Annotated in this window: 18 protein-coding genes and 1 pseudogene; 11 read left to right on the forward strand and 8 right to left on the reverse strand. The window is 75.4% G+C overall.

Annotated features, from left to right (window positions below):
- Positions 1 to 7 precede the first annotated feature (7 nt).
- From ACWCHM_RS19155 to ACWCHM_RS19190, 8 genes are all read left to right on the forward strand, one after another.
- Complete coding sequence (locus ACWCHM_RS19155) at positions 8 to 1,156, forward strand: exonuclease SbcCD subunit D (protein WP_281899489.1); 1,149 nt, start codon at positions 8 to 10, stop codon at positions 1,154 to 1,156.
- Complete coding sequence (locus tag ACWCHM_RS19160) at positions 1,156 to 3,630, forward strand: AAA family ATPase (RefSeq protein ID WP_454219259.1); 2,475 nt, start codon at positions 1,156 to 1,158, stop codon at positions 3,628 to 3,630. The genes ACWCHM_RS19155 and ACWCHM_RS19160 overlap by 1 nt, the downstream gene beginning before the upstream one ends.
- Before the next feature lie 66 nt (positions 3,631 to 3,696).
- A complete protein-coding gene (locus tag ACWCHM_RS19165) occupies positions 3,697 to 4,662 on the forward strand; it encodes a hypothetical protein (RefSeq protein ID WP_204957082.1) in 966 nt (321 codons plus the stop codon).
- Entirely contained in the window at positions 4,662 to 5,519 is an 858-nt protein-coding gene (locus tag ACWCHM_RS19170; RefSeq protein WP_204957079.1) for a spermidine synthase, read from the forward strand. Before ACWCHM_RS19165 ends, ACWCHM_RS19170 begins: the two co-directional genes overlap by 1 nt.
- A gap of 82 nt (positions 5,520 to 5,601) precedes the next feature.
- Entirely contained in the window at positions 5,602 to 6,306 is a 705-nt protein-coding gene (locus tag ACWCHM_RS19175; protein ID WP_088645463.1) for a sigma-70 family RNA polymerase sigma factor, read from the forward strand.
- On the forward strand, positions 6,303 to 7,085 hold the full coding sequence (locus tag ACWCHM_RS19180) for an anti-sigma factor family protein (RefSeq protein ID WP_204957077.1): 783 nt from the start codon (positions 6,303 to 6,305) through the stop codon (positions 7,083 to 7,085). The genes ACWCHM_RS19175 and ACWCHM_RS19180 overlap by 4 nt, the downstream gene beginning before the upstream one ends.
- Positions 7,086 to 7,291: 206 nt before the next feature.
- A complete protein-coding gene (locus ACWCHM_RS19185) occupies positions 7,292 to 7,963 on the forward strand; it encodes a COG4315 family predicted lipoprotein (RefSeq protein WP_204957074.1) in 672 nt (223 codons plus the stop codon).
- A 395-nt stretch (positions 7,964 to 8,358) separates the two neighbouring features.
- Positions 8,359 to 9,279, forward strand: coding sequence for a DNA-3-methyladenine glycosylase family protein (locus ACWCHM_RS19190; protein WP_454219260.1), 921 nt, complete (start codon positions 8,359 to 8,361; stop codon positions 9,277 to 9,279).
- A gap of 162 nt (positions 9,280 to 9,441) precedes the next feature.
- Here the strand turns inward: ACWCHM_RS19190 and ACWCHM_RS19195 are convergent, their stop codons facing one another.
- The 4 genes and pseudogenes from ACWCHM_RS19195 to ACWCHM_RS19210 all read right to left on the reverse strand — a co-directional run bounded on the left by ACWCHM_RS19195 (position 9,442) and on the right by ACWCHM_RS19210 (position 11,004).
- Positions 9,442 to 9,678 (reverse strand): DUF1990 family protein, encoded by a 237-nt coding sequence (locus ACWCHM_RS19195; protein ID WP_454219262.1) that lies wholly within the window; start codon positions 9,676 to 9,678, stop codon positions 9,442 to 9,444.
- Positions 9,679 to 9,769: 91 nt separating this feature from the next.
- Positions 9,770 to 10,087, reverse strand: a pseudogene (locus tag ACWCHM_RS19200) (DUF1990 family protein); the annotation flags it as partial.
- A 23-nt stretch (positions 10,088 to 10,110) separates the two neighbouring features.
- Entirely contained in the window at positions 10,111 to 10,533 is a 423-nt protein-coding gene (locus ACWCHM_RS19205; RefSeq protein ID WP_204957071.1) for an SRPBCC family protein, read from the reverse strand.
- 261 nt (positions 10,534 to 10,794) lie between these two features.
- Positions 10,795 to 11,004, reverse strand: a complete 210-nt coding sequence (locus tag ACWCHM_RS19210; protein ID WP_204957070.1) for a hypothetical protein — start codon at positions 11,002 to 11,004, stop codon at positions 10,795 to 10,797.
- Between the two features lie 136 nt (positions 11,005 to 11,140).
- Between ACWCHM_RS19210 and ACWCHM_RS19215 the strand changes: the two genes are divergently transcribed.
- The gene (locus ACWCHM_RS19215) at positions 11,141 to 12,256 is read left to right on the forward strand and encodes an ATP-dependent DNA ligase (RefSeq protein WP_204957336.1); all 1,116 of its coding nucleotides are present in this window, start codon (positions 11,141 to 11,143) and stop codon (positions 12,254 to 12,256) included.
- Positions 12,257 to 12,289: 33 nt separating this feature from the next.
- Entirely contained in the window at positions 12,290 to 13,870 is a 1,581-nt protein-coding gene (locus ACWCHM_RS19220) for an alpha/beta hydrolase (protein WP_454219263.1), read from the forward strand.
- Between the two features lie 53 nt (positions 13,871 to 13,923).
- Here the strand turns inward: ACWCHM_RS19220 and ACWCHM_RS19225 are convergent, their stop codons facing one another.
- Positions 13,924 to 14,421 (reverse strand): potassium channel family protein, encoded by a 498-nt coding sequence (locus ACWCHM_RS19225; protein ID WP_204957068.1) that lies wholly within the window; start codon positions 14,419 to 14,421, stop codon positions 13,924 to 13,926.
- 83 nt (positions 14,422 to 14,504) lie between these two features.
- On the opposite strand from ACWCHM_RS19225, the gene ACWCHM_RS19230 reads away from it, so the two are divergent.
- Entirely contained in the window at positions 14,505 to 14,948 is a 444-nt protein-coding gene (locus ACWCHM_RS19230) for a GNAT family N-acetyltransferase (RefSeq protein ID WP_372445913.1), read from the forward strand.
- Positions 14,949 to 14,953: 5 nt separating this feature from the next.
- On the opposite strand, the gene ACWCHM_RS19235 is transcribed toward ACWCHM_RS19230, so the two are convergent.
- The 3 genes from ACWCHM_RS19235 to ACWCHM_RS19245 are packed head-to-tail and all read right to left on the reverse strand — an operon-like array spanning position 14,954 to position 19,360.
- Entirely contained in the window at positions 14,954 to 15,673 is a 720-nt protein-coding gene (locus ACWCHM_RS19235; protein ID WP_454219264.1) for an ABC transporter ATP-binding protein, read from the reverse strand.
- Positions 15,670 to 16,668, reverse strand: a complete 999-nt coding sequence (locus tag ACWCHM_RS19240; protein WP_454219266.1) for an ABC transporter ATP-binding protein — start codon at positions 16,666 to 16,668, stop codon at positions 15,670 to 15,672. Before ACWCHM_RS19240 ends, ACWCHM_RS19235 begins: the two co-directional genes overlap by 4 nt.
- Before the next feature lies 1 nt (position 16,669).
- A complete protein-coding gene (locus tag ACWCHM_RS19245; protein WP_454219267.1) occupies positions 16,670 to 19,360 on the reverse strand; it encodes an FtsX-like permease family protein in 2,691 nt (896 codons plus the stop codon).
- Positions 19,361 to 19,395: the final 35 nt, after the last annotated feature.

Here is a 19,395-nt window from a genome sequence, read left to right on the forward strand (position 1 = left end):
GGCAGCCATGAAGATCCTGCACACCTCCGACTGGCACGTCGGCAAGGTGCTCAAGGGACAGTCCCGGGCCGAGGAGCACAAGCAGGTGCTCGCCGGGGTGATCGAGATCGCCCACGCCGAACGCCCCGACCTGGTCATCGTCGCCGGCGACCTGTACGACACGGCCGCGCCCAGCCCGGAGGCGACCCGGCTGGTCACCCGGGCGTTGACCGCGCTACGGCGGACCGGGGCCGACGTGGTGGCGATCGGCGGCAACCACGACAACGGCAACGCCCTCGACGCGCTGCGCCCCTGGGCCGAGGCGGCCGGCATCACCCTGCGCGGCGGGGTCCGGGAGAATCCGGCCGAGCACGTCATCGACGGCGTCACCGCCGACGGTGAGCGGTGGCAGCTCGCCGCGCTGCCCTTCCTGTCCCAGCGGTACGCCGTCCGCGCGGTGGAGATGTACGAGTTGACCGCCGCCGAGGCCACCCAGACCTACGCCGACCACCTCGGCCGGGTGCTGGCGAAACTCACCGAGGGGTTCACCGAGCCGGACCGGGTGCACCTGGTCACCGCCCACCTCACCGTGGTCGGGGCGAGCACCGGCGGCGGCGAGCGCGACGCGCACACCGTCCTCGGGTACGCGGTGCCGGCCTCGGTCTTCCCCGGCACCGCGCACTACGTGGCCCTGGGACACCTGCACCGCTCGCAGCGGGTGATCGGGCCGTGCCCGATCCGCTACAGCGGCAGCCCGATCGCCGTCGACTTCGGCGAGCAGGAGAACATCTGCTCGGTGACGCTGGTCGAGGTCGGCGCGACCTCGGCCGCCCGGATCCGGGAGGTGCCGGTGTCGGCGGCGGTGCCGCTGCGCACGGTCCGCGGCACCCTGGCCCAACTCGCCGCGGCGGAGCCGCCGGAGGGCTGGCTGCGGGTGTTCGTCCGGGAACAGCCCCGGGCCGGGCTGCGGGAGGAGGTGCAGGAGCTGTTCCCCCGCGCGTTGGAGATCCGGATCGACCCGGAGCTGCTGCCGACGCCGGGCAGCGGCACCCGGGTCGCCCAGCGGGCCGGCCGCTCGCCCCGGGAACTGTTCGCCGACTACCTGGGCAGCCGGGGGCACGAGGACGACGGGGTCCGGGACCTCTTCGACGAGCTGCTGGAGGAGGTGGAGCGCTGATGCGACCGATGCGGCTGGACCTGGCCGGCTTCACCGTCTTCCGCGACGAGACGACCGTCGACTTCACCGACGCCGACTTCTTCGCCCTGGTCGGGCCGACCGGCTCGGGCAAGTCGACGGTGCTGGACGCGATCTGCTTCGTCCTCTACGGCGCGGTGCCCCGGTGGGGCGGTGCGCGGGGGCTGGCCAACGCGCTCGCCCCCTCGGCGGTGGAGGCCCGGGTCCGGCTGGTCTTCGAGTCGGCCGGCGACCGGTACGTGGCGACCCGGGTGGTGCGCCGGGACGGCCGGGGCGCGGTCAAGACCGCCAACGCCGGGCTGCAACTGATGCCGCCCGGGTTCGACGTGACCAAGCTCGACACCGGGCTCAGCCCGGAGGACCTGGGCGAGGTGCTGGCCGGCACCCCGGCCGAGATGGAACAGGCGGTGCTGGACGCGGTCGGGCTGCCGTACGAGCAGTTCACCTCCTGCGTGGTGCTGCCGCAGGGGCAGTTCGCCGACTTCCTGCACGCCAAGCCGGCCACCCGGCAGCAGATCCTGGTCAACCTGCTCGGCCTCGGCGTCTACGAGAACGTGCAGAAGCGGGCCACCGAACGTGCCGGGCAGGCCGAGGCGAAGCTGGAGGCGGTCGCCCGGATGCTCGCCGGGTTGACCGACGTCGACGACGAGACGTTGGCCGCCGCCGCCGACCGGGTCGACCGGGTGCGGGAGCTGGCGGCGGCGGTCGCGGCGGCCGTACCGGAGCGGGAGCGGGCCCGGTCGGCGGCGCGCGAGGCCACGGCGGCGCTGGCCGCGCTCGACGCCGACCTGGCCGGGCTGGCCGGGGTGCGGGCCCCGGCCGGGGTGGCCGAGGTGGCCCACGCGGTGAGCACGGCGCGGGAGGCGGTCGACGCGACGGCCCGCACCGTGGCGCTGGCCGAGGAGCGGGAGGAGAAGCTGCGCGGCGAGCTGGCCGGCGCGGGCGACGAGAGCGCGCTGCGGCTGCTGCTGCGGGCACACGTCGACGCGGAACGGCTGACCGGCGAGGCGGACACGGTCCGGGCGGCCCTCGACGCGGCGCAGGCCACGCACGACGCGGCGGTGACGGCGCTCGGCGCGGCCCGGGAGGCGGCGGCACGGGCCGAGGCCGAACTGGAGGCGGCGTTCAAGGCCCACGAGGAGGCCAAGACCGTCGACCAGGCGGTCGCGTTGCGGGCACACCTGGTCGACGGCGCACCCTGCCCGGTCTGCGAGCAGCCGGTGCCCCGGGTGCCGGCGGTACCGGCCGGTTCGGCGGTGGCCGCGGCGACCGCCGCCGGCAAGGCGGCGCGGGCGGCCAGCAAGGCCGCGCTGGCCCTGGTCGACGAGCGGGACGCGGCGGCCCGGGAGCAGGAGCGGACGCTGGTGCGGCTGCGGGCCCAGCACGACCAGTTGCGCGGCCGGCTGACCGAGCTGGCCGGACAGCTCGCCGGGGCGGCCACCCCGGCGGCGCTGCGCGACCAGCTGGCCGAGCACGCCCGGCTGCGGCAGGCGTTGGACGAGGCGGCGGTGGCGGTACGCGCCGGCCGGGACGCCGCCCGCCGGGCCCGGGGCGCGGCCGACACGGCCGAGGACCGGCTGCGGGCCGCCTGGCGGGACTTCGACACCACCCGCGACGGGCTGGCCCGGTTCGGTCCGCCGGCCACCGACCGGGACGACGTGGCCGCCGCCTGGACGGCCCTGGTCCAGTGGGCCGGCGCACAGGCCCGGCAGCGACGGGCCGACCGGGACGGGCTGGTCGAGGCGGCGACCGGGGCGCAGTCGGCCGCCGAGCAGGTCGAGGAACGCCTCGGTGGTCTCCTCGACGCCGCCGGGCTGCCCCCCGCCGACGACCCCGCGCAGGCGGTCGCGGTGGCCACCGAGCGGGCCGAGGCCGACCTGCGGCGGATCACCGAACGCCGGGCGCAGGCCGTCGAGCTGCGGGAACAGCGCGCCGAGCACGAACGGCAGGCGCGCACGGCGCGGGCGCTGGCCGGTCACCTGCGGGCCAACAACTTCGAACGGTGGCTGCTGGCCGAGGCACTGGACCTGCTGGTCGACGGGGCCTCCCGGATCCTGCGGGAGCTGTCCCAGGGGCAGTACGACCTGGTCCACGACAAGGGCGAGTTCTTCGTGGTCGACCACCACGACGCGGGGCTGCGCCGGGGGGTGCGGACACTGTCCGGCGGGGAGACGTTCCAGGCGTCGCTGGCCCTGGCGCTGGCGTTGTCCGAGCAGCTCGCCGGAATGTCCACCACGGCGGCCAGCCTGGAGTCGATCGTGTTGGACGAGGGGTTCGGCACCCTCGACGCGGCCACCCTGGACATCGTCGCCGCGACCCTGGAGAGCCTGGCCGCCCGGGGCGACCGGATGGTCGGCGTGGTCACCCACGTGCCGGCGCTGGCCGAGCGCATCCCGGTGCGCTTCGAGGTCCGCAAGGACGCCCGCACGGCCCACGTCGAACGGACCGGCCGGTGAGCGCGAGGAGTGCAGCGCAGCGGAGCCCCGCAGCCGCGAACGAAGAGTCCGACCGGTGAGCGCGACGTGACCGGGCCGCAGCTGTTCGTGGACGCCTGGGACCCGTCCTACGGGGCGTCGTTCGAGGCGACCCCGGGTGGGCCGGTCGCGCCGAGCAGCACCCAGGTCGACACCGACGTGGAACTGCCGGCGGTGGACTGGCGGGCGATCGACCCCCGTCCCGGGGTGACCGCCCCGGACGTGGTGCTGCTCGTCGACGGGGTACGCCGGATCGACGCCAGCGTGTGGACGGCCGAGGAGGACGGTGCGTCGTACCCGGGGATCGCGGCCTCGTACGCGGCCGGGGTGGTCCGGTGCGACCTGGAGCGCGGCGCGGCGGAGCTGGCCGGGGCGCGGGTGGGGCGGGGGCTGTTCACGGCCAGCCCGTCGGCGCAGGAGGTGACCTGCGGACAGGTGCGTTACCCGGTGCACCGGGTCGGCGGCACCGGGGAGCTGAGCAAGCTGCCGGCGGCGGTGCAGGCCCCGCTGACCGCCCTGGAGGTGGCCGTGTCCGATGCGGCCCGCACCGACGGGGACCTGCTGGTGGTGGACGGCCCGCTGCGGGCGCGCCGGCAGTTGCCGCGCACCCTGGGCTACATCAAGACGCAGCACAGCCAGTATCTCGACGCCCGGCTCACCACCGTGGTCACCGGGCTGGGCTCCGGCCAGCGGTCCCCGGTGTTCCGGCTCGGCACCGCCTGGGGCGGCTGGTCGTGGTACCTGCGGCTGCCGGTGGCGGTGGGTGCGCCCTGGGCCGGGATCGTCCGGTTGGAGTGCTCGCCGGACCTCGAACCGCAGGACGCGATCACGCTGGCCGACCTGTCGCTGGTCACCCTGCCCCGGTTCGCGTCCTCGCCGTACAAGGACCCGCGCGCGCCGCAGAACCTGGTGCCGATCGCCGGATTGGAGCGGCGGCTGCGCGGGATGCTGGGCGACGCGCGGCTGCTGCACCGGGCACTGACCATGGCCAGCCGCAGCGGCGGGACCCGCTGATGGGCCGCCGTCGGGGTGACGACCGGATCGTGGTGGACGTGGCCACCGGCCGGGCGGAGCTGGTGCCGGACCAGGACCGGCCGCGCTCGTGGACGCTGCTGCTCGACGACGCGCCGCAGTCGCACGTGGACCTGGCCGACCCGACCCACCTGGAGTTCGAGTACGTCAGGCGGCTCGGCGCGGCGCTGGACCTGATCGCCCCGCCGGGTGCCCCGCTGCGGGTGCTGCACCTGGGCGGTGGCGCGCTGACCCTGCCCCGGTACGTCCAGGCCACCCGGCCCGGGTCGACGCAGCGGGTGGCCGAGGTGGACGGCGCGCTGGTGGAGCTGGTCCGGCGGGAGCTGCCCTGGCCGGCCGACCCGAGACTGAAGGTCCGTGTCGCCGACGCCCGCGCCACCCTGGAGTCCAGCCGTGACGCCTCGTACGACGTGGTGGTCGCCGACGTCTTCGCCGGTGCGCGGACCCCGGCCCACCTGACCAGCGCCGAGTACGCCGCGCAGGTGGCCCGGGTGCTCGCGCCGACCGGCTGGTACCTGGCCAACCTGGCGGACGGCCCGCCGCTGCGGCACACCCGTGCCCAGGTGGCCACGGTCCGTCAGGTGCTGCCCCGGGCCGCCCTGGTCGGCGACGCGGCGGTGCTGCGCGGGCGGCGGCACGGCAACCTGGTGCTGGTGGCCGGGCGGGTCGAGCCGCCGGTGCCGGAGCTGACCCGACGCGCGGCCGGCGACTGGTTCCCGGGCCGGGTGCTGGCCGGCGTCGAGCTGGACCGGTTCGTCGCCGGTGCCGCGGTGGTCACCGACGCGGACGCCACCGACTCGTTGCCGCCGCCGCCCGGAATTTTTTCGGTCCGCCGTTGATCCGCTGGGAAGAGCGGTCCGTATCAACGGTCGGCGCCCTCCCCGTGGGCCCGCTGATGTCGGTGGACAGCAGGAGGTCTGGATGAGTGCGGTCGCGGCCGGCTTGCACGGTGAACTGGCCAGGCCAGGGTGGATGTTCGCCCGGGCCCAACCGCAGTCGCGTGCGTCGAGGTCCAGCCGGGGGGTCGACGCCGGTCCCACCGATCGCCAGAATGGCCCGGTGACCCCGCGATCGACGCCCGGGCGGCACCAGGCCCCGGCGACGACGCCCGAGGCGAGCCACTCCGACCAGCTGGTCCGGTTGCTCTACGCCGAGCACGCCGGCCCGCTGCTGATGTTCGTGATGCGGTTGACCGGTGGTGACCGGCAACGCGCCGAGGACATCGTGCAGGAGACGCTGCTGCGGGCCTGGCGCAACGCGCACCGGCTGGGTGTGCAGGGGCAGGGTTCGCTGCGGCCCTGGCTGGTCACGGTGGCCCGGCGGATCGCCATCGACGAGCACCGCAGCGAGCAGGCCCGCCCACCGGAGACGTACGACCGGGATCTGACGGCGTTCGCCGAGGCGGACAGTACCGACCGGGTGCTGCGCACCATGACGGTGGCGGACGCGCTGCGTACGCTCAGTCAGTCGCACCGGGAGATCCTGGTGGCGACGTACTTCCGCGGGCGGACGGTGCCGGAGGCGGCCGAGGAGTTGGGTCTGCCGCTGGGCACCGCCAAGTCGCGGGTCTACTACGCGCTGCGCGCGCTGCGCACGGCCCTACAGGAGAGGGGGGTGACGGAATGAGCCGGGCAGACCACATGGACGTCGCCGCGTACGCGCTCGGCGTCCTGGACGTGCAGGACACCGAACGGTTCGAGGAACACCTCGCCACCTGCTGGGCGTGCGCCGCCGAGTTGGAGACGATGGTCCCGGTGGTGGGGCTGCTCTCCGACATCGACGGCGAGACGATGATGGCGATGGAGCAGACCGCGACGGATCCGCGGCTGCTGGACCGTACCCTGGTCGCGGTCCGTACCCACCGGCGCAAGGCGCGGTTCCGGCAGGTGCTGTCGATGGCCGCCGCGGTGGTGGCGGTCGGTGCGCTCAGCGGCATCGGGGTCGCCACCTTCGGCGGTACGGTCGGCGGTGGCGACGCGGTGGTCGCCGAGCCGAGCCGGTCCGCGCCGGTGGACGGTCCGGTGAGCCCGCAGCCGACCCGGTCGGGGCCGGCGGTGGGTGGCACCGAGATCGAGGGTGACCAGTTCGACGCCACCGACGGCAGCACCGGGGTGAAGACCACGATGTGGCTGGACAGCAAGGAGTACGGCACCTGGATCGGGTTCAACCTGACCCGGTTGCCCGGCCCGCGCACCTGCCGGCTGGTGGTGGTCCGCAAGAACGACACGACCGAGGTGATCTCCACCTGGGCGGTGCCGGGGACGGGCTACGGCACCACGGCCAACCCGCAGGCTCTCCAGTTGGAGGCGTCCACCTCGGCGCCGCGCGGTGAGATCGCAAAGTTGCAGGTGCAGTCGGTGGACGCCAACGGCGTGGCGAGCCCGCTGGTCACCGTCGTGCCCTGAGAGACCCTCCGTCGGAGACGGCGTCGGCCCGCTGTGGGCCGACGCCGTTTCGGCTTTCCGGGCGCAGGGTGCCACTGCTCGCGCACACGTACGGCCGGCCGGAACGGTTCAACGGCATCGATGTGAAATGCCCCACTGTGGATCGTTCAACCTTGACAGTGGGCGCTCCGTACTACTCGGTGAACCGCCAAGAATGAGGAGGGCACGTGGCAAAGATCAAGCGGACGACCGTCATCGTCGCGAGCGCGGTGGTCGCACTTACGGCCTGCGCGCCCGCAGGCTACGACGGGGCGAACTCCAGCGTCGCCGAGCCGGTCGCCGTCGCCGCGGCCGAACCCACCGCGTCGGTCGAGCCGGACACCTCGGCCTCTCCCGGTGCCTCCGGCGCCCCCGCCGCCGACCAGGCGCCGCCGCCGGCCAACGTCCAGCTGACCGACGAACTTGTCGGCAAGAAGATCGCCCGGATGGGCCGGGTCGTGGTGGACCAGGAGGGCTTCATCCTCTACCGCTTCGACAAGGACTCCGACGACCCGCCGTCGTCGAACTGCGTCGACAAGTGCGCGCAGGTCTGGCCGCCGGCGCTGACCGACGGCAACCCGCAGTTGCAGGGCGTCTCCGACGACAAGGTCGGCACCGTCACCCGCCAGGACGGCACCCGGCAGATCACCATCGGCGGCTGGCCGGTCTACCGCTACATCGGTGACAAGAAGGCGGGCCAGTGGAAGGGCCAGGGCGTCGGTGGCACCTGGTTCGTGGTCGACCCGGAGGGCAAGAAGAACCTGACCTGCCTGCCGACCGGCACCCCGAAGGCGGTCGCCCCGCCGGCGGCCAGCGACTCGGGCGACTCCAGCAGCAGCGGCGGGGACTACACCTACTGATCCTGCGCCAGCCGGAACCCGGTGGCCGGTCGCAGCCGGGGAGGGCGCGACCGGCCACCGTCGCGGATCAGGACCGTCGACGTACCGGCAGCGTCGCACGGTCCGGGCCGCGACGCCGGCCCCTGGTCGGGCCGGCGTCGCGGTACCGCCACCCTCCCCCACCTGCCCCCGGAACGGACATGGGCGGTGGACGCGCCACACGCCAGCGGGCGCGCGCCACCGAAAGGTCCCCCCAACCCCGCACCCACGGCCGCTCGGGCGGCCGGTCCGCTCCGGGATGGAGACACCGCCGACGCGCAGGGCGTCGGCGGTGTCGTCCGTTTCCGCCCCGGTCACCCGCCCCGGCGGTACGGGGCCGGCCGGTCCGTCCCCCGGGACCATGGCACAGTGGCGGGGTGACCTGGGACGAGCCGGCGGCACGCCGGGTGCTGCGACCGCCGGCCGACTACCGGCTCACCGCGTCGGTCCGGGCCCTGACCTTCAGCCCGTACGACCCGTGCGCGCGGATCGTCGCCGGCACCCTCTGGTGGGCCACCCGCACCCCCGCCGGCCCGGCCACCCTGACCCTGCGTCCCGAGGCGGGCGACCTGCTGGCCGAGGGCCACGGGCCGGGCGCCGACTGGGTGGTCGACCGGGCCGACGCCGTCGCCGGCCTACGCGACGACCTGACCGGGTTCGCCGACCTGGCCGCCGCCCACCCGCTGGTGGCCGAGTTGGCCGTCCGGCACCGGGGGCTGCGGATGCCCGCCACCGGCCAGGTCTTCCCCCGGGTACTACGCGCCGTCTTCGAACAGAAGGTCACCGGCACGGAGGCGTACCGGGCGTACGCGGCGACCGTACGGCACTTCGCCGAGCCCGCGCCCGGACCCTTCCAGCCGCTGCTGCTGCCGCCCGACGCGGCGCGGGTGGCGGCGGCCCCGTACTGGGTGTTCCACCCGTTCGGCGTGGAGCAACGCCGGGCCGAGACGCTGCGCCGGGCCGCCGCCCTGGCCGACCGGCTGGACCGCTGCGTCGACAGCGCCGAGGCGACCCGGCGGCTCACCGCGATCCCCGGCATCGGCCCGTGGACCGCCGCCGAGGTGGTCCGGGTCACCTACGGCGATCCGGACGCGGTGAGCGTCGGCGACTACCACGTGCCGAACACGGTGGCCTGGGCGTTGGCCGGTGAGGCGCGTGGTGACGATGCCCGGATGCTCGACCTGCTCGCCCCGTTCCGGGGCCACCGGGGGCGGGTCTGCCTGCTGCTGGCCGCCGCCGGCATCCAGGCGCCCCGGTACGGCCCCCGGATGCCGGTCCGCTCCTTCGCCCGCTTCTGACCAGCCGGATGGCACGGTTCGTCAGATCGCCGAGGTAGCACACGCCTCGATCAACCGACCCTGGTCGTAGCAGGACCGGCCGGCGTGCGGTATCGGAGCGGGCCGACACCGCTGTTTCGGCCTCATCGCGTTGGTTCCGAGTCCGGCGGCCGGTGCGGCCGGTCAGCGGACGAGTCGGCGCAGGGTGTGGGCGAGCCAGCGGGCGTACCCGTGCTGGACGGCGCGACCGGCGGGCCCGGCGGCGGCCATGAACCAGCGGTCCGGCCGGCTGAACGCGGTGACCTCGAAGCTGACCGCGTCGTCGGCGTCGCGGCGGACCAGGAACGCCTCCTCCCCGCGTTCCGGATGGCCGGGCAGGGTGCCGTAGCCGAAGCCGGCTTCCCGCTCGTCGTCGACCACCCAGACCACCTCGCACGGCCCCCCCCCCCACCCGCAGCGGGCCCACCCCGAGTCCCGGGGTGACCCGGACGCCGGGCGCGGCCCGCGCCGCGTCGGTGCGCATCCGCACCCCGGCCGCCCGGTGCAGCCGCCAGCTCAGCACCGCCTCGGCGGCGACCGGGAAGCTGCAGGCCGCCAGCGCGAACCGGTGCCGCAGGTGGTGGTAGCCCGCCGGCAACGACCCGCCCCGGGTCGCCCCCACCTCGGGGTACGTCAACTCGGACACCGCGCCTCCCAGGGTCGCTGTCAGCCTAGGGCCGGCACCGCCGACCGGCGACCCGACCGCAGGTGCGGGCGCGGCGGGTGGCGACCGGCCGGTGCCGTCCCGCGCGGTGGTGCGCAGGGACGCCGACGGGTCGCACGGTGCCATCCCCGCCGGGACCCGGTTGGGACTCAGCCGGCTTCGCAGCGCCGCCGCAGGCCGTCGGCCTCCCACCGCAGGTAGCGGCGCACCAGCCGGCCACCGAACCAGCCCACCGGCCCGGCGAGCGGGCCGGTGAGTTCCAGGGCCAACTCCACCCGGACCCGGCCGTCGGGCAGCGCGACGATCAGGTGCTCGCCCCGGCTGCGGACGCCGGGACTGGCGGACTCCCAGACGAAGCCGCGGGGTGGGTCGATCTCGGTGACCCGCCAGGACGTCGGGCGCAGCCGGGGCTGCTCCAGCCGGGCGGTGGACCCGAGCGCCAGCGGCCCGGCCTCACCCCGGCGGGCGGTCCGGACCGACGGGGTCCACTCCGGCCAGCGTTCGATGTCGGTCTGCACCGCCCAGACCGTGTCGATGTCCGCGTCGATCTCGGTCGCCGTCTCGAACCGCATGCCGCCTCCGTGGCTCCACCGGCGGCACCCACGTGCCGCCCGGTTCCCCCGAGCGTGCCGCAGCGATCGTGACCGGGCCACTCTCCGGTCGCCCTCCCGACGGTGCCCCCGCCGGGACGCCGCCCCGGCCGCTGCCGGGGTCGGGGCCGGGGGCGGGGTCGGGGTCGGGGGCGGGGGCGGGGTCGGGGTCGGGGGCGGGGGCGGGGTCGGGGGCGGGGTCGGGGGCGGGGTCGACCGGGCCCGGCCGGTGCCGGGGCGGGGTCAGCCGGCTTCGCGCAGGTCGGCCAGGTCGAGCGGGGTGTGCCGGCGGAGCAGGTCGGTCAGCTCGGCGACGGTGCCCACCTCGCCGAGCACGTTCTTGCCGCCGCCGAAGCGGTCCGGGTAGCGGTGCACCAGCCGGTAGCGGTGCCGGCCGCGGACCAGCTCGACGGTCACCCGCCAGCGCCCACAGCAACCACACCGCCACTCCATCCGGCGAGGCTAGCGCCGGGCCGGGCCGACGCGATCCGTATCCGCAGGGACGGACGGCACAGGCGGGGACACGCCGGACCGGGCACCCACGGTGATCCGCCTCACCACTGTCGGTGGTGTCTGGTTGACTGTCGCCGTGGACCTGCCGATCAATCCCCCGGTCGAGCCGATGCTGGCCAAGAGCGTGGCCCGCCTGCCCACCGATCCCGGCCTGACCTACGAGCCCAAGTGGGACGGCTTCCGCTGCATCGTGTTCCGCGACGGCGACGAGGTCGAGCTGGCCAGCCGGGGCGGCAAGTCGATGACCCGCTACTTCCCCGAGGTGGTGGCGCAGGTCCGGGCGCAGCTGCCCGAGCGGTGCGCGGTCGACGGCGAGCTGATCGTGATCCGGCGTGACGGTCCGGGCGGGCAGCCCCGGCTCGACTTCGAACAGCTCGCCCAGCGGATCCATCCGGCCGCCTCCCGGGTCGCCCTGCTCGCCGGGACGACCCCGGCCGACTTCGTCGCCTTCGACCTGCTCGCCCTCGACGACGAGCTGCTGGTCGACCAGCCCTACCCGGCCCGGCGGGAGCGCCTGGTGCGGGCGCTGTCCGGGGTCCGGCCGCCGGTGCACGTCACCCAGGTCACCACCGACCCGGAGACCGCCAGGCGCTGGTTCGAGGTGTTCGAGGGCGCCGGCCTGGACGGGTTGATCGTCAAGCCGGCCGACCTGCCCTACCAGCCGGGCAAGCGGCTGATGGCCAAGGTCAAGCACGCGCGGACCGCCGACGTGGTGGTGGCCGGGTTCCGCTGGCACAAGTCCGGGCCGGTGGTCGGTTCGCTGCTGCTGGGCCTCTACGACGATGCCGGGGTGCTGCACCACGTCGGGGTGAGCGCCTCGTTCACCATGGCCCGCCGGCAGGAGCTGCTCGACGAGCTGGCCCCCTACCGGGAGGGCACGGGCGAGCACCCGTGGGCGCACGGCGACCACGAGCGCGGCCAGCGCATCCCCGGCGGGGTCAGCCGGTGGACGGGCGACAAGAACCTCGACTGGGTGCCGCTGCGGCCCGAGCTGGTGGTAGAGGTCGGCTACGACGCGATGGAGGGCGACCGGTTCCGGCACACCGCCCGGTTCGTCCGCTGGCGGCCCGACCGCGATCCCCGGTCCTGCCGCTACGACCAGCTCGACCGTCCGGTGCGCTTCGACGTCGACCAGGTGCTCCGGGGTGATCCGGCGGTGACCGTGCCGCCGGCCGGCGACACCCCGGCGTAGCCTGACTGCTACCCCGATCATGGAGGTTCGCCGGTGACCAGCACCGCCCGCCGCAACCGCCGGTTCCGGCTCGCCCTGGCCGGGTTCGTCGCGGGCGCACTGCTCGTCACCGGGTGCACCCTGCCGGCGTTCGCCCCGCGTACCGAGGACTCGGCGGCGGCGCAGGCCGGCACCGCACCGACCTGGCGGCCCTGTCCCGAGGTCGCCCAGGATCTGGTCGGCCGGGGTGCCCCGGGCATGCGTTACGAGTGCGCCCGGATCGCCGTGCCGCGCAACTGGGGCACCGGCACGGGGGCGACCGCCGGGCCGGGCAGCGGCGAGACCTTCGAGATCGCGCTGTTGCGGGTCCGCTCATCCAAGCAGCGGGACCGGATCGGGTCGCTGGTCATCAACCCGGGCGGGCCGGGCGGGTCCGGCGTGGACACCGCCGTCTACCTGTCGTTCGGGCCGTCGTTCGGAGGGCTGCCCACGGCGGTCACCGACCGGTTCGACATCGTCGGCTTCGACCCGCGCGGGGTGTCCCGGTCCAGCCCGGTCAAGTGCATCTCCGACGCCGACCTGGACGCCAGCTTCGGCTACGACCCCGATCCGCGCAGCCAGCAGTCGTTCGACGGCTACCAGGCGCTCAACCGGCGGATCGGCCGGGGCTGCGGCGACCGCTACGGCGACCAGCTCCCGCTGTACGGCACCGAGCAGGCCGCCCGGGACATGGACGCGGTCCGGGCCGCCGTCGGCGACGACAAGCTCACCTACCTCGGCTACTCCTACGGCACCCTGCTCGGCGCGACCTACGCGCAGCTCTATCCGCAGCGGGTCCGGGCGCTGGTGCTCGACGGCGCGGTGGACCCCCGGCAGCAGTTGGTGGCCGGGTCGGAGAGCCAGGCCCGGGGCTTCGAGCGGGCGTTCGACAACTTCGACAGGTGGTGCGCGACGAACGCCGGCCGCTGCCCGGTCGCGCCGGACGCCCGGGGCGCGGTGACCTCGGCGATCGACAAGGCGAAGGTCTCCCCGGTACGCGGCACCGACGGACGGGAGGCCACCTCCGGGTGGGTCTTCTACGCGGTGATCTCCTCGCTCTACACCGAGTCGGGTTGGGAGGAGCTGGCCCGCGCGATCGACCGCCTCGACGAGGGTGACCCGACCGACGTGTTCAGGCTCGCCGACTCGTACGCCGGGCGGGGCGAGGACGGGCACTACTCCAACCTCTTCGACGCCAATCTGGCGGTGAACTGCGCCGACGAGACCGAGAAGCCCAGCGTCGACCAGATCCGCCGGTTGCAGTCCGAGTGGCGGCAGAAGTACCCGCTGTTCGGGCCGGCCCTGGCGGTGGGCATGTTCGGGTGTGTCGAGTGGCCGGGCGGGCGGGACCCGTACCCGACCGGCCGGGCCGACGGCGCTCCGCCGATCGTGGTGGTGGGCACCACCGGTGACCCGGCCACCCCGTACGAGCAGACCGCCAGGCTGGCCGACATGCTGGGGGTCGGGCGGGTGCTCACCTGGGAGGGCGAGGGGCACACCGCCTATCCGCAGACCGCCTGCATCACCGAGGCGGTGGATGCCTACCTGATCTCGCTCACCGTGCCCCGGGAGGGGCTGCGCTGCCCCGCCCGCTGACCGACGACGGCAGGCCCCTGGGCGGGTCGACGCCGGACCAGGCGGGCGGCGGGTCAGCGGCGGTTGCGGCGTCCGCGTAGCCGTTGCCGGACCAGGGTCGCGTGGTCCGGTGGGGCCGGTGGCGGCGGCAGTTCCGGCAGCGTGATGCCCTGCCGGGCGGCCAACTCCTCCAGCAGGGCCCGCATCCGCCGCACGTCGTTCTTCAGCTCCTCCTGCTCGACGTGCTCGAACGCGTCGTCGTCAACGATGAGGCGGCTGGCGAAGTGCGCGGTGATCAGGGGGATGACCAGCAGCACCATGGTGGAGATCAGCAGCGCGGCCAGGACGCGTCCCGGCCAGGTGGTGGGCGAGATGTCGCCGTACCCGACGGTGGAGGCGGTGACCACCGCCCACCAGACCGCGTCGGCGGCGCTGCGGTGCTCCACCTGGCCGTAGATCACCCCGGCCACCACGATCATCAGCAGGTACGACGCGATCAGCGTCCGGGGCGAGTTGGCGAAGTACACCAGACCCCGGTAGATCCACCGGAACGGCAGCAGCAACGGCTCCATGTCGCATCATGCTGCACCCCGTCCGCCACCTCCGCCCGTCGATCGACAAGGGTCGCTGTGGCAGGCTGCCCGGCGTGACCGAGGTGACCCTGCGCGAGGCGGTCCGCGCCGACCTGCCCGCCATCCTGGCCCTGCTCGCCGACGACGTGCTCGGCCGGGCCCGCGAGCACCACACCGTGGACGCGGCCTACGAGCGGGCGTTCGCCGCCATCACCGCCGACCCGCGCAACCAGCAGTTGGTGGCCGAGCGCGACGGGGAGGTGGTCGGCTGCTTCCAGCTCACCTACATCCCGGGGCTGGGCCGGCACGGTGCGGAACGGGCGCTGGTGGAGGCGGTGCGGGTCCGCGCCGACCTGCGCGGGCAGGGGGTGGGTGAGGCGATGATGAGCTGGGCGATCGACCGGGCCCGCGAGCGGGGCTGCGGGCTGGTGCAGCTCACCACCGACAAGTCCCGCGCCGACGCGCACCGGTTCTACCGACGCCTCGGCTTCGTCGCCAGCCACGAGGGCATGAAACTCCCCCTCTGACAGGGTCAGTCGTCGGCCAGGCGGCCGTCGCGCAGGGTCAGCGTCCGGTCGGCCACCTCGATCAGCGCCGGGTCGTGGGTGGCGACCAGGGCGGTCATCCCCCGGGCGTGCACCACCGCGCGGAGCAGATCCATGATCGCCCGGCCGGTCTCGGAGTCGAGTTGGCCGGTCGGCTCGTCGGCGATCAGCAGGTCGGGTTCGTTGGCCAGGGCGCGGGCCACGGCGACCCGCTGCTGCTGCCCGCCGGACAGCTCATACGGGCGCTGTCGGGCGTGGGCGCCCAGACCCACCAGTTCCAGCAGTACCGCCACCCGCTCCTCGCGTTCCGCCGCCGGGACCCGGGCCAGCCGCAGCGGCACCCCGACGTTCTCCGCCGCCGACAGGATCGGCACCAGCCCGAAGGTCTGGAACACGAAGCCCACCGTCCCCCGGCGCAGCCGCAACAGCTCGTCCTCACCGGCGTCGGTGACGTCGTGCCCGGCCACCCGGACCCGGCCGGCGTCCGGTCGGTCCAGCCCGCCGACCAGGTTGAGCAGGGTGGTCTTGCCGGCGCCGGAACGCCCCCGCACCGCCACCAGTTCGCCCCGGGCGGCGGTGAAGGAGACCTCGCGGACGGCGTGCACGGCGTGCCGGCCCCGGCCGAACGTCCGGCTCACCTGCTCGACCCGTACCACCTCGTCGGTGACCGCCCCGGCGGACCGGACGGCGGGGACCTGCTCGCTCATGCGTCACTCCCGTTCTGCTGTGGCGTCCGGTCGCCGGGGCGGACCTGCACGTGGTCCGGGGCGAGGTCGAGGCGGACCCGGTCGCGCAGGGCCAGGGCCTCCACGAACGGCGTCGGTAGCTGCATCCGGCCGGTCCGGTCCAGCACCGCGTACTCCTCGCTGACCAGTTCGGTGCTGCCGTCGACGCCGATGCGCGTGGTGCGGCGTACCTCGGAGGCGGTCCGGCCGTCGCGGATCGCGACGGTGCGGCGGACCTGGTCGGCGACGGCGTGGTCGTGGGTGACCACCACCACGGTCACCCCCAGTTCGGCGTTGATGGTGCGCAGCGCCGCGAAGACCTCCGCGCCGGTCGCCTCGTCCAGTTCCCCGGTCGGCTCGTCGGCGAAGAGCACCTCCGGGTCGTTGGCGACCGCCACCGCCACCGCGCAGCGCTGCTGTTCACCGCCGCTGAGCTGACCCGGTCGCCGGTCCGCGCAGTACCCCACTCCGACCAGGTCCAGCAGTTCCCCGGCGCGCTGCCGGTGGGCCCGTGCGCCCCCACCGCGCCGGGCCAGCCGCATCGGCAGTTCCACGTTCTCCCGCGCGGTCAGGTACGGCAGCAGGTTGCGGCCGGTCTGCTGCCAGACGAACCCGACGGTGCGTCGCCGGTAGGCCAACCGGCGGCGGGCCGACAGCGACAGCAGGTCGTACTCGGCGACCCGGGCGATGCCGGCGGTCGGGGTGTCCAGCCCGGAGAGGATGTTGAGCAGGGTCGACTTGCCCGAACCGGAGGCCCCGACGATCGCCACCAGCTCACCGCGGTCGATCACCAGGTCGAGCCCCTGGAGGGCGACCACCTCGACCCCTTCGGTCTTGAAGATCCGGACCAGCCCGTCGCAGACGATGTGCCCGCGCAGCCGGTCCTGCCCGCCGGCCCGTTCGGCCGCCCGCTGCGCCGCCCGGCGTTGCAGGTCGGCCAGGTCCGGGACGACGGGGTTCGGGGCGGTCGTGGTCATCTCAGCTCTCCTCTCCGAGCCGGAGCACCTCGCCGAGGCGCATCCGACGGTTGTTCAGGGCCTCCACCGCCAGGGCGAAGCCCAGCGCGACCGCGCCGAGTCCGACCGTGGCGGCGACCGTGCCGGGGGCGAAGCCCACCCGCACCGGGGTGCCGCTGGTGAACGCGGCGAGACCGAGCAGCGGGGTGAGCAGCACCGGCAGCAGCACCCCGACCAGCGCGCCGGTCAGCACCGACACCCCGACCAGCGGGGCCAGCTCCACCAGCAGCAGCCCCCGCCACTGCCGGCGGGACAGCCCGAGGGTGCGCAGCCGGGACAGCACCTCGCCCCGGGCGCGGGCCCCGGCCAGCACGGTGAAGGCGACCGCGAGCAGCGCCAGCACCGCACCGGCCACCGCACCGGTGGTGAACCCGAACGCCAGCAGCCCGTTGGCACCGCCGCCACCCAACCGCAGCCGGGTCTGCGCCCAGGTCTGCACCGCCACGCCCCGGGGCCGTTCCCGGCCGGTGACCGCGCCGCCGGTCTGGTAGCGCTGCTGACCCTCGTCCCCGGCCTGGCGCAGCGCCCCGGCGTCGAGCCGGTCGCCGGCCACCAGGAACCCGGTGGGCACCGGCGGACTGTCCCGCCGGGGCAGCGCCTGCCACGGCAGCACCACGTACCGGCTGGTGTTGGGCCGGGCCAGCGGGAAGTCGGCGACGGTGCCGGCGGGGACGAACTCGTACCGCTGGCCCTGCACGGTGACGAAGGCGGACCGCAGGCCAGCGTCGGCGAGGTCGGCGGCGACCGCCGGGGAGACCACCGCCGGCAGCGGGCCGTCGCCCGGCCGGGCGTCGCGCAGCGGGCCGGGCACCGGGACGTCCCGGCCGGCGGCCCGTGCCGTGCGGGCCAGGCCGGGGCCGTCGACCAGCAGCACGCTGGTGTCGCGCAGCCGGGCGTCGGTGCCCAGGGCATCGGTGGCCAGGCGTTGCGCCGACTCGTCGACCAGTCCGGTGGCGGCCCGCACCCCGGGCAGCCGCTCCAGTGCCGGCCCGGTGTCCGGGGCGAGCCGGTCGCCCCGGATCAGCGCGTCCGCCGGCACCGCCCGGGTGGCGACGTCGTCGCGGGTGTCCTCGATGCCGGTGGCGACCACCGCGCAGAACGCGGCGGTGGCGACCGCGAGCACCACCACGACCAGCGGGGTGGCCGCCGCCGCCCGGCCGGCGCGGGCCGTGCCCAGGAAGGCGACACTTCCCCGGGTACGCGCGGCGAGCCGCCCGGCCAGCCGCACCGGCCACGGGTACAGCCGCAGCGCCAGCACCGATGCGGCGACCGCGACCAGCGCCGGCACCGACACCAGCAGCGGGTCCACCGTGCCGGGGGTGAGGCCGCGCCGCCGCAGCAGCAGCACCGCCAGCCCGGCCAGCAGCACCAGCGCGGCCTCGGTGGTGGCCCGCCGGGCGGACGGCCGCAGCCGGCCCAGGTCCCGCCGCCCGACCACCCCGGACGGTACGGCCAGCGTCGCCACCGGCAGCGCCAGGGTGACCAGCACTGTCGCACCCACGGCGAGCGGCCCGGTGCCACCTGGCGCACCGGGCAGCAGGCCACCGAGCAGCCAGCCGAGCCCGGCGGCGGGCGGGACGACCAGCAGCGACTCGGCGAGGCTGCGGCGCAGTCCGGTGGTGGCCCCGCCGCCCCGGGCGCGGATCAGCACGAACTCGGCGCGGCGGCGGCGTACGGCCAGCGCGGCGGCCAGCACGACCAGCCCGGCGAGTGTCGCCAGCACCCCGGCGGCGATGACGGCGAGCAGGGTACGCGCCGAGGTGACCGCCCGGCTGAATTCGCGCAGCGGGACGTCGACGCCCTGGGTCAACTCGGTGTCGGTGGCGGTGCTGGCGCGGACCAGCCGTTGCACCCCGTCGACGAGTTGGTCGATGCGCCGCACGTCGATGCCGTCCGCGCCGAGCCGGTAGCGCCAGGTGAAGGAGATCGGCCGCCCCTGCCCGGCCAGCCGGTCCAGGGCGGCGACGGCGACCGTCCCGACCAGGATGAAGGGTTGACCGTCGCCCTCCGGCTCGCCGACCTGGAGCACCGACGGCAGGGCGTCCCAGCTTCCGTCGGCGGGGTCGACGGGACGGAACAGGCCGACCACGGTCAGCGGGGTGGACGGGTGCTGCGGGTCGGGGGCGGCGAGCCGGAGCCGGCTGCCGACGCGCAGCCCGAACCGGCCGGCGACGTCGGCGGCGAGGGCGACCTGCACCGGGGCGTCGTCGTCGGGTGGGACGGCCGGCCAGCGCCCCTCGACCAGGGTGCCGGTCGTCTCGATGCCGGGGGTGGCGCGTAGGCCCAACTGCACCAGGTAGTTGCCCCGGGCCAGGTCGGGGCCGGTGACCAGGTCACCGGGGGTCTGCGCGGCGTACCAGCGGTGCGCCACGGCGGCGCGCACGTCGGCGGGCATCCGCTGCTGGAACGTGTCGAGGTCGGCGGCCCGGCTGCTGGCCGGTGGCGCATCGACGACGGGACGGGTGGTCCAGGTCAGGTCGCGGCGGGCGCCGGGTTCGGCGGCTAGGTGTTCCCGCAGCCCCTGGTCGGCCAGCCGGTTGGCCACCCTCGGCACCCCGGCGACCAGCAGGGCGATCACCAGGGTCAGCGCGGCCAGCAGCAGGAACTGCCCGCTGTGGGCGCGTACCCGACGGATCACGACGCCGATGTTCATCGCTGGTCCTCCCCGTGGTGCAGCGGTCCGGTCGT

It is taken from the genome of Micromonospora sp. SCSIO 07396 (assembly GCF_053667945.1).

Coding starts and splice junctions, on each gene's coding strand:
- ACWCHM_RS19155 (WP_281899489.1), top strand. CDS start 8: ATGAAGATCCTGCACACCTCCGACTGGCACGTCGGCAAGGTGCTCAAG.
- ACWCHM_RS19160 (WP_454219259.1), top strand. CDS start 1,156: ATGCGACCGATGCGGCTGGACCTGGCCGGCTTCACCGTCTTCCGCGAC.
- ACWCHM_RS19170 (WP_204957079.1), top strand. CDS start 4,662: ATGGGCCGCCGTCGGGGTGACGACCGGATCGTGGTGGACGTGGCCACC.
- ACWCHM_RS19175 (WP_088645463.1), top strand. CDS start 5,602: ATGAGTGCGGTCGCGGCCGGCTTGCACGGTGAACTGGCCAGGCCAGGG.
- ACWCHM_RS19180 (WP_204957077.1), top strand. CDS start 6,303: ATGAGCCGGGCAGACCACATGGACGTCGCCGCGTACGCGCTCGGCGTC.
- ACWCHM_RS19205 (WP_204957071.1), bottom strand. CDS start 10,533: ATGCGGTTCGAGACGGCGACCGAGATCGACGCGGACATCGACACGGTC.
- ACWCHM_RS19210 (WP_204957070.1), bottom strand. CDS start 11,004: ATGGAGTGGCGGTGTGGTTGCTGTGGGCGCTGGCGGGTGACCGTCGAG.
- ACWCHM_RS19225 (WP_204957068.1), bottom strand. CDS start 14,421: ATGGAGCCGTTGCTGCTGCCGTTCCGGTGGATCTACCGGGGTCTGGTG.
- ACWCHM_RS19235 (WP_454219264.1), bottom strand. CDS start 15,673: ATGAGCGAGCAGGTCCCCGCCGTCCGGTCCGCCGGGGCGGTCACCGAC.
- ACWCHM_RS19240 (WP_454219266.1), bottom strand. CDS start 16,668: ATGACCACGACCGCCCCGAACCCCGTCGTCCCGGACCTGGCCGACCTG.
- ACWCHM_RS19245 (WP_454219267.1), bottom strand. CDS start 19,360: ATGAACATCGGCGTCGTGATCCGTCGGGTACGCGCCCACAGCGGGCAG.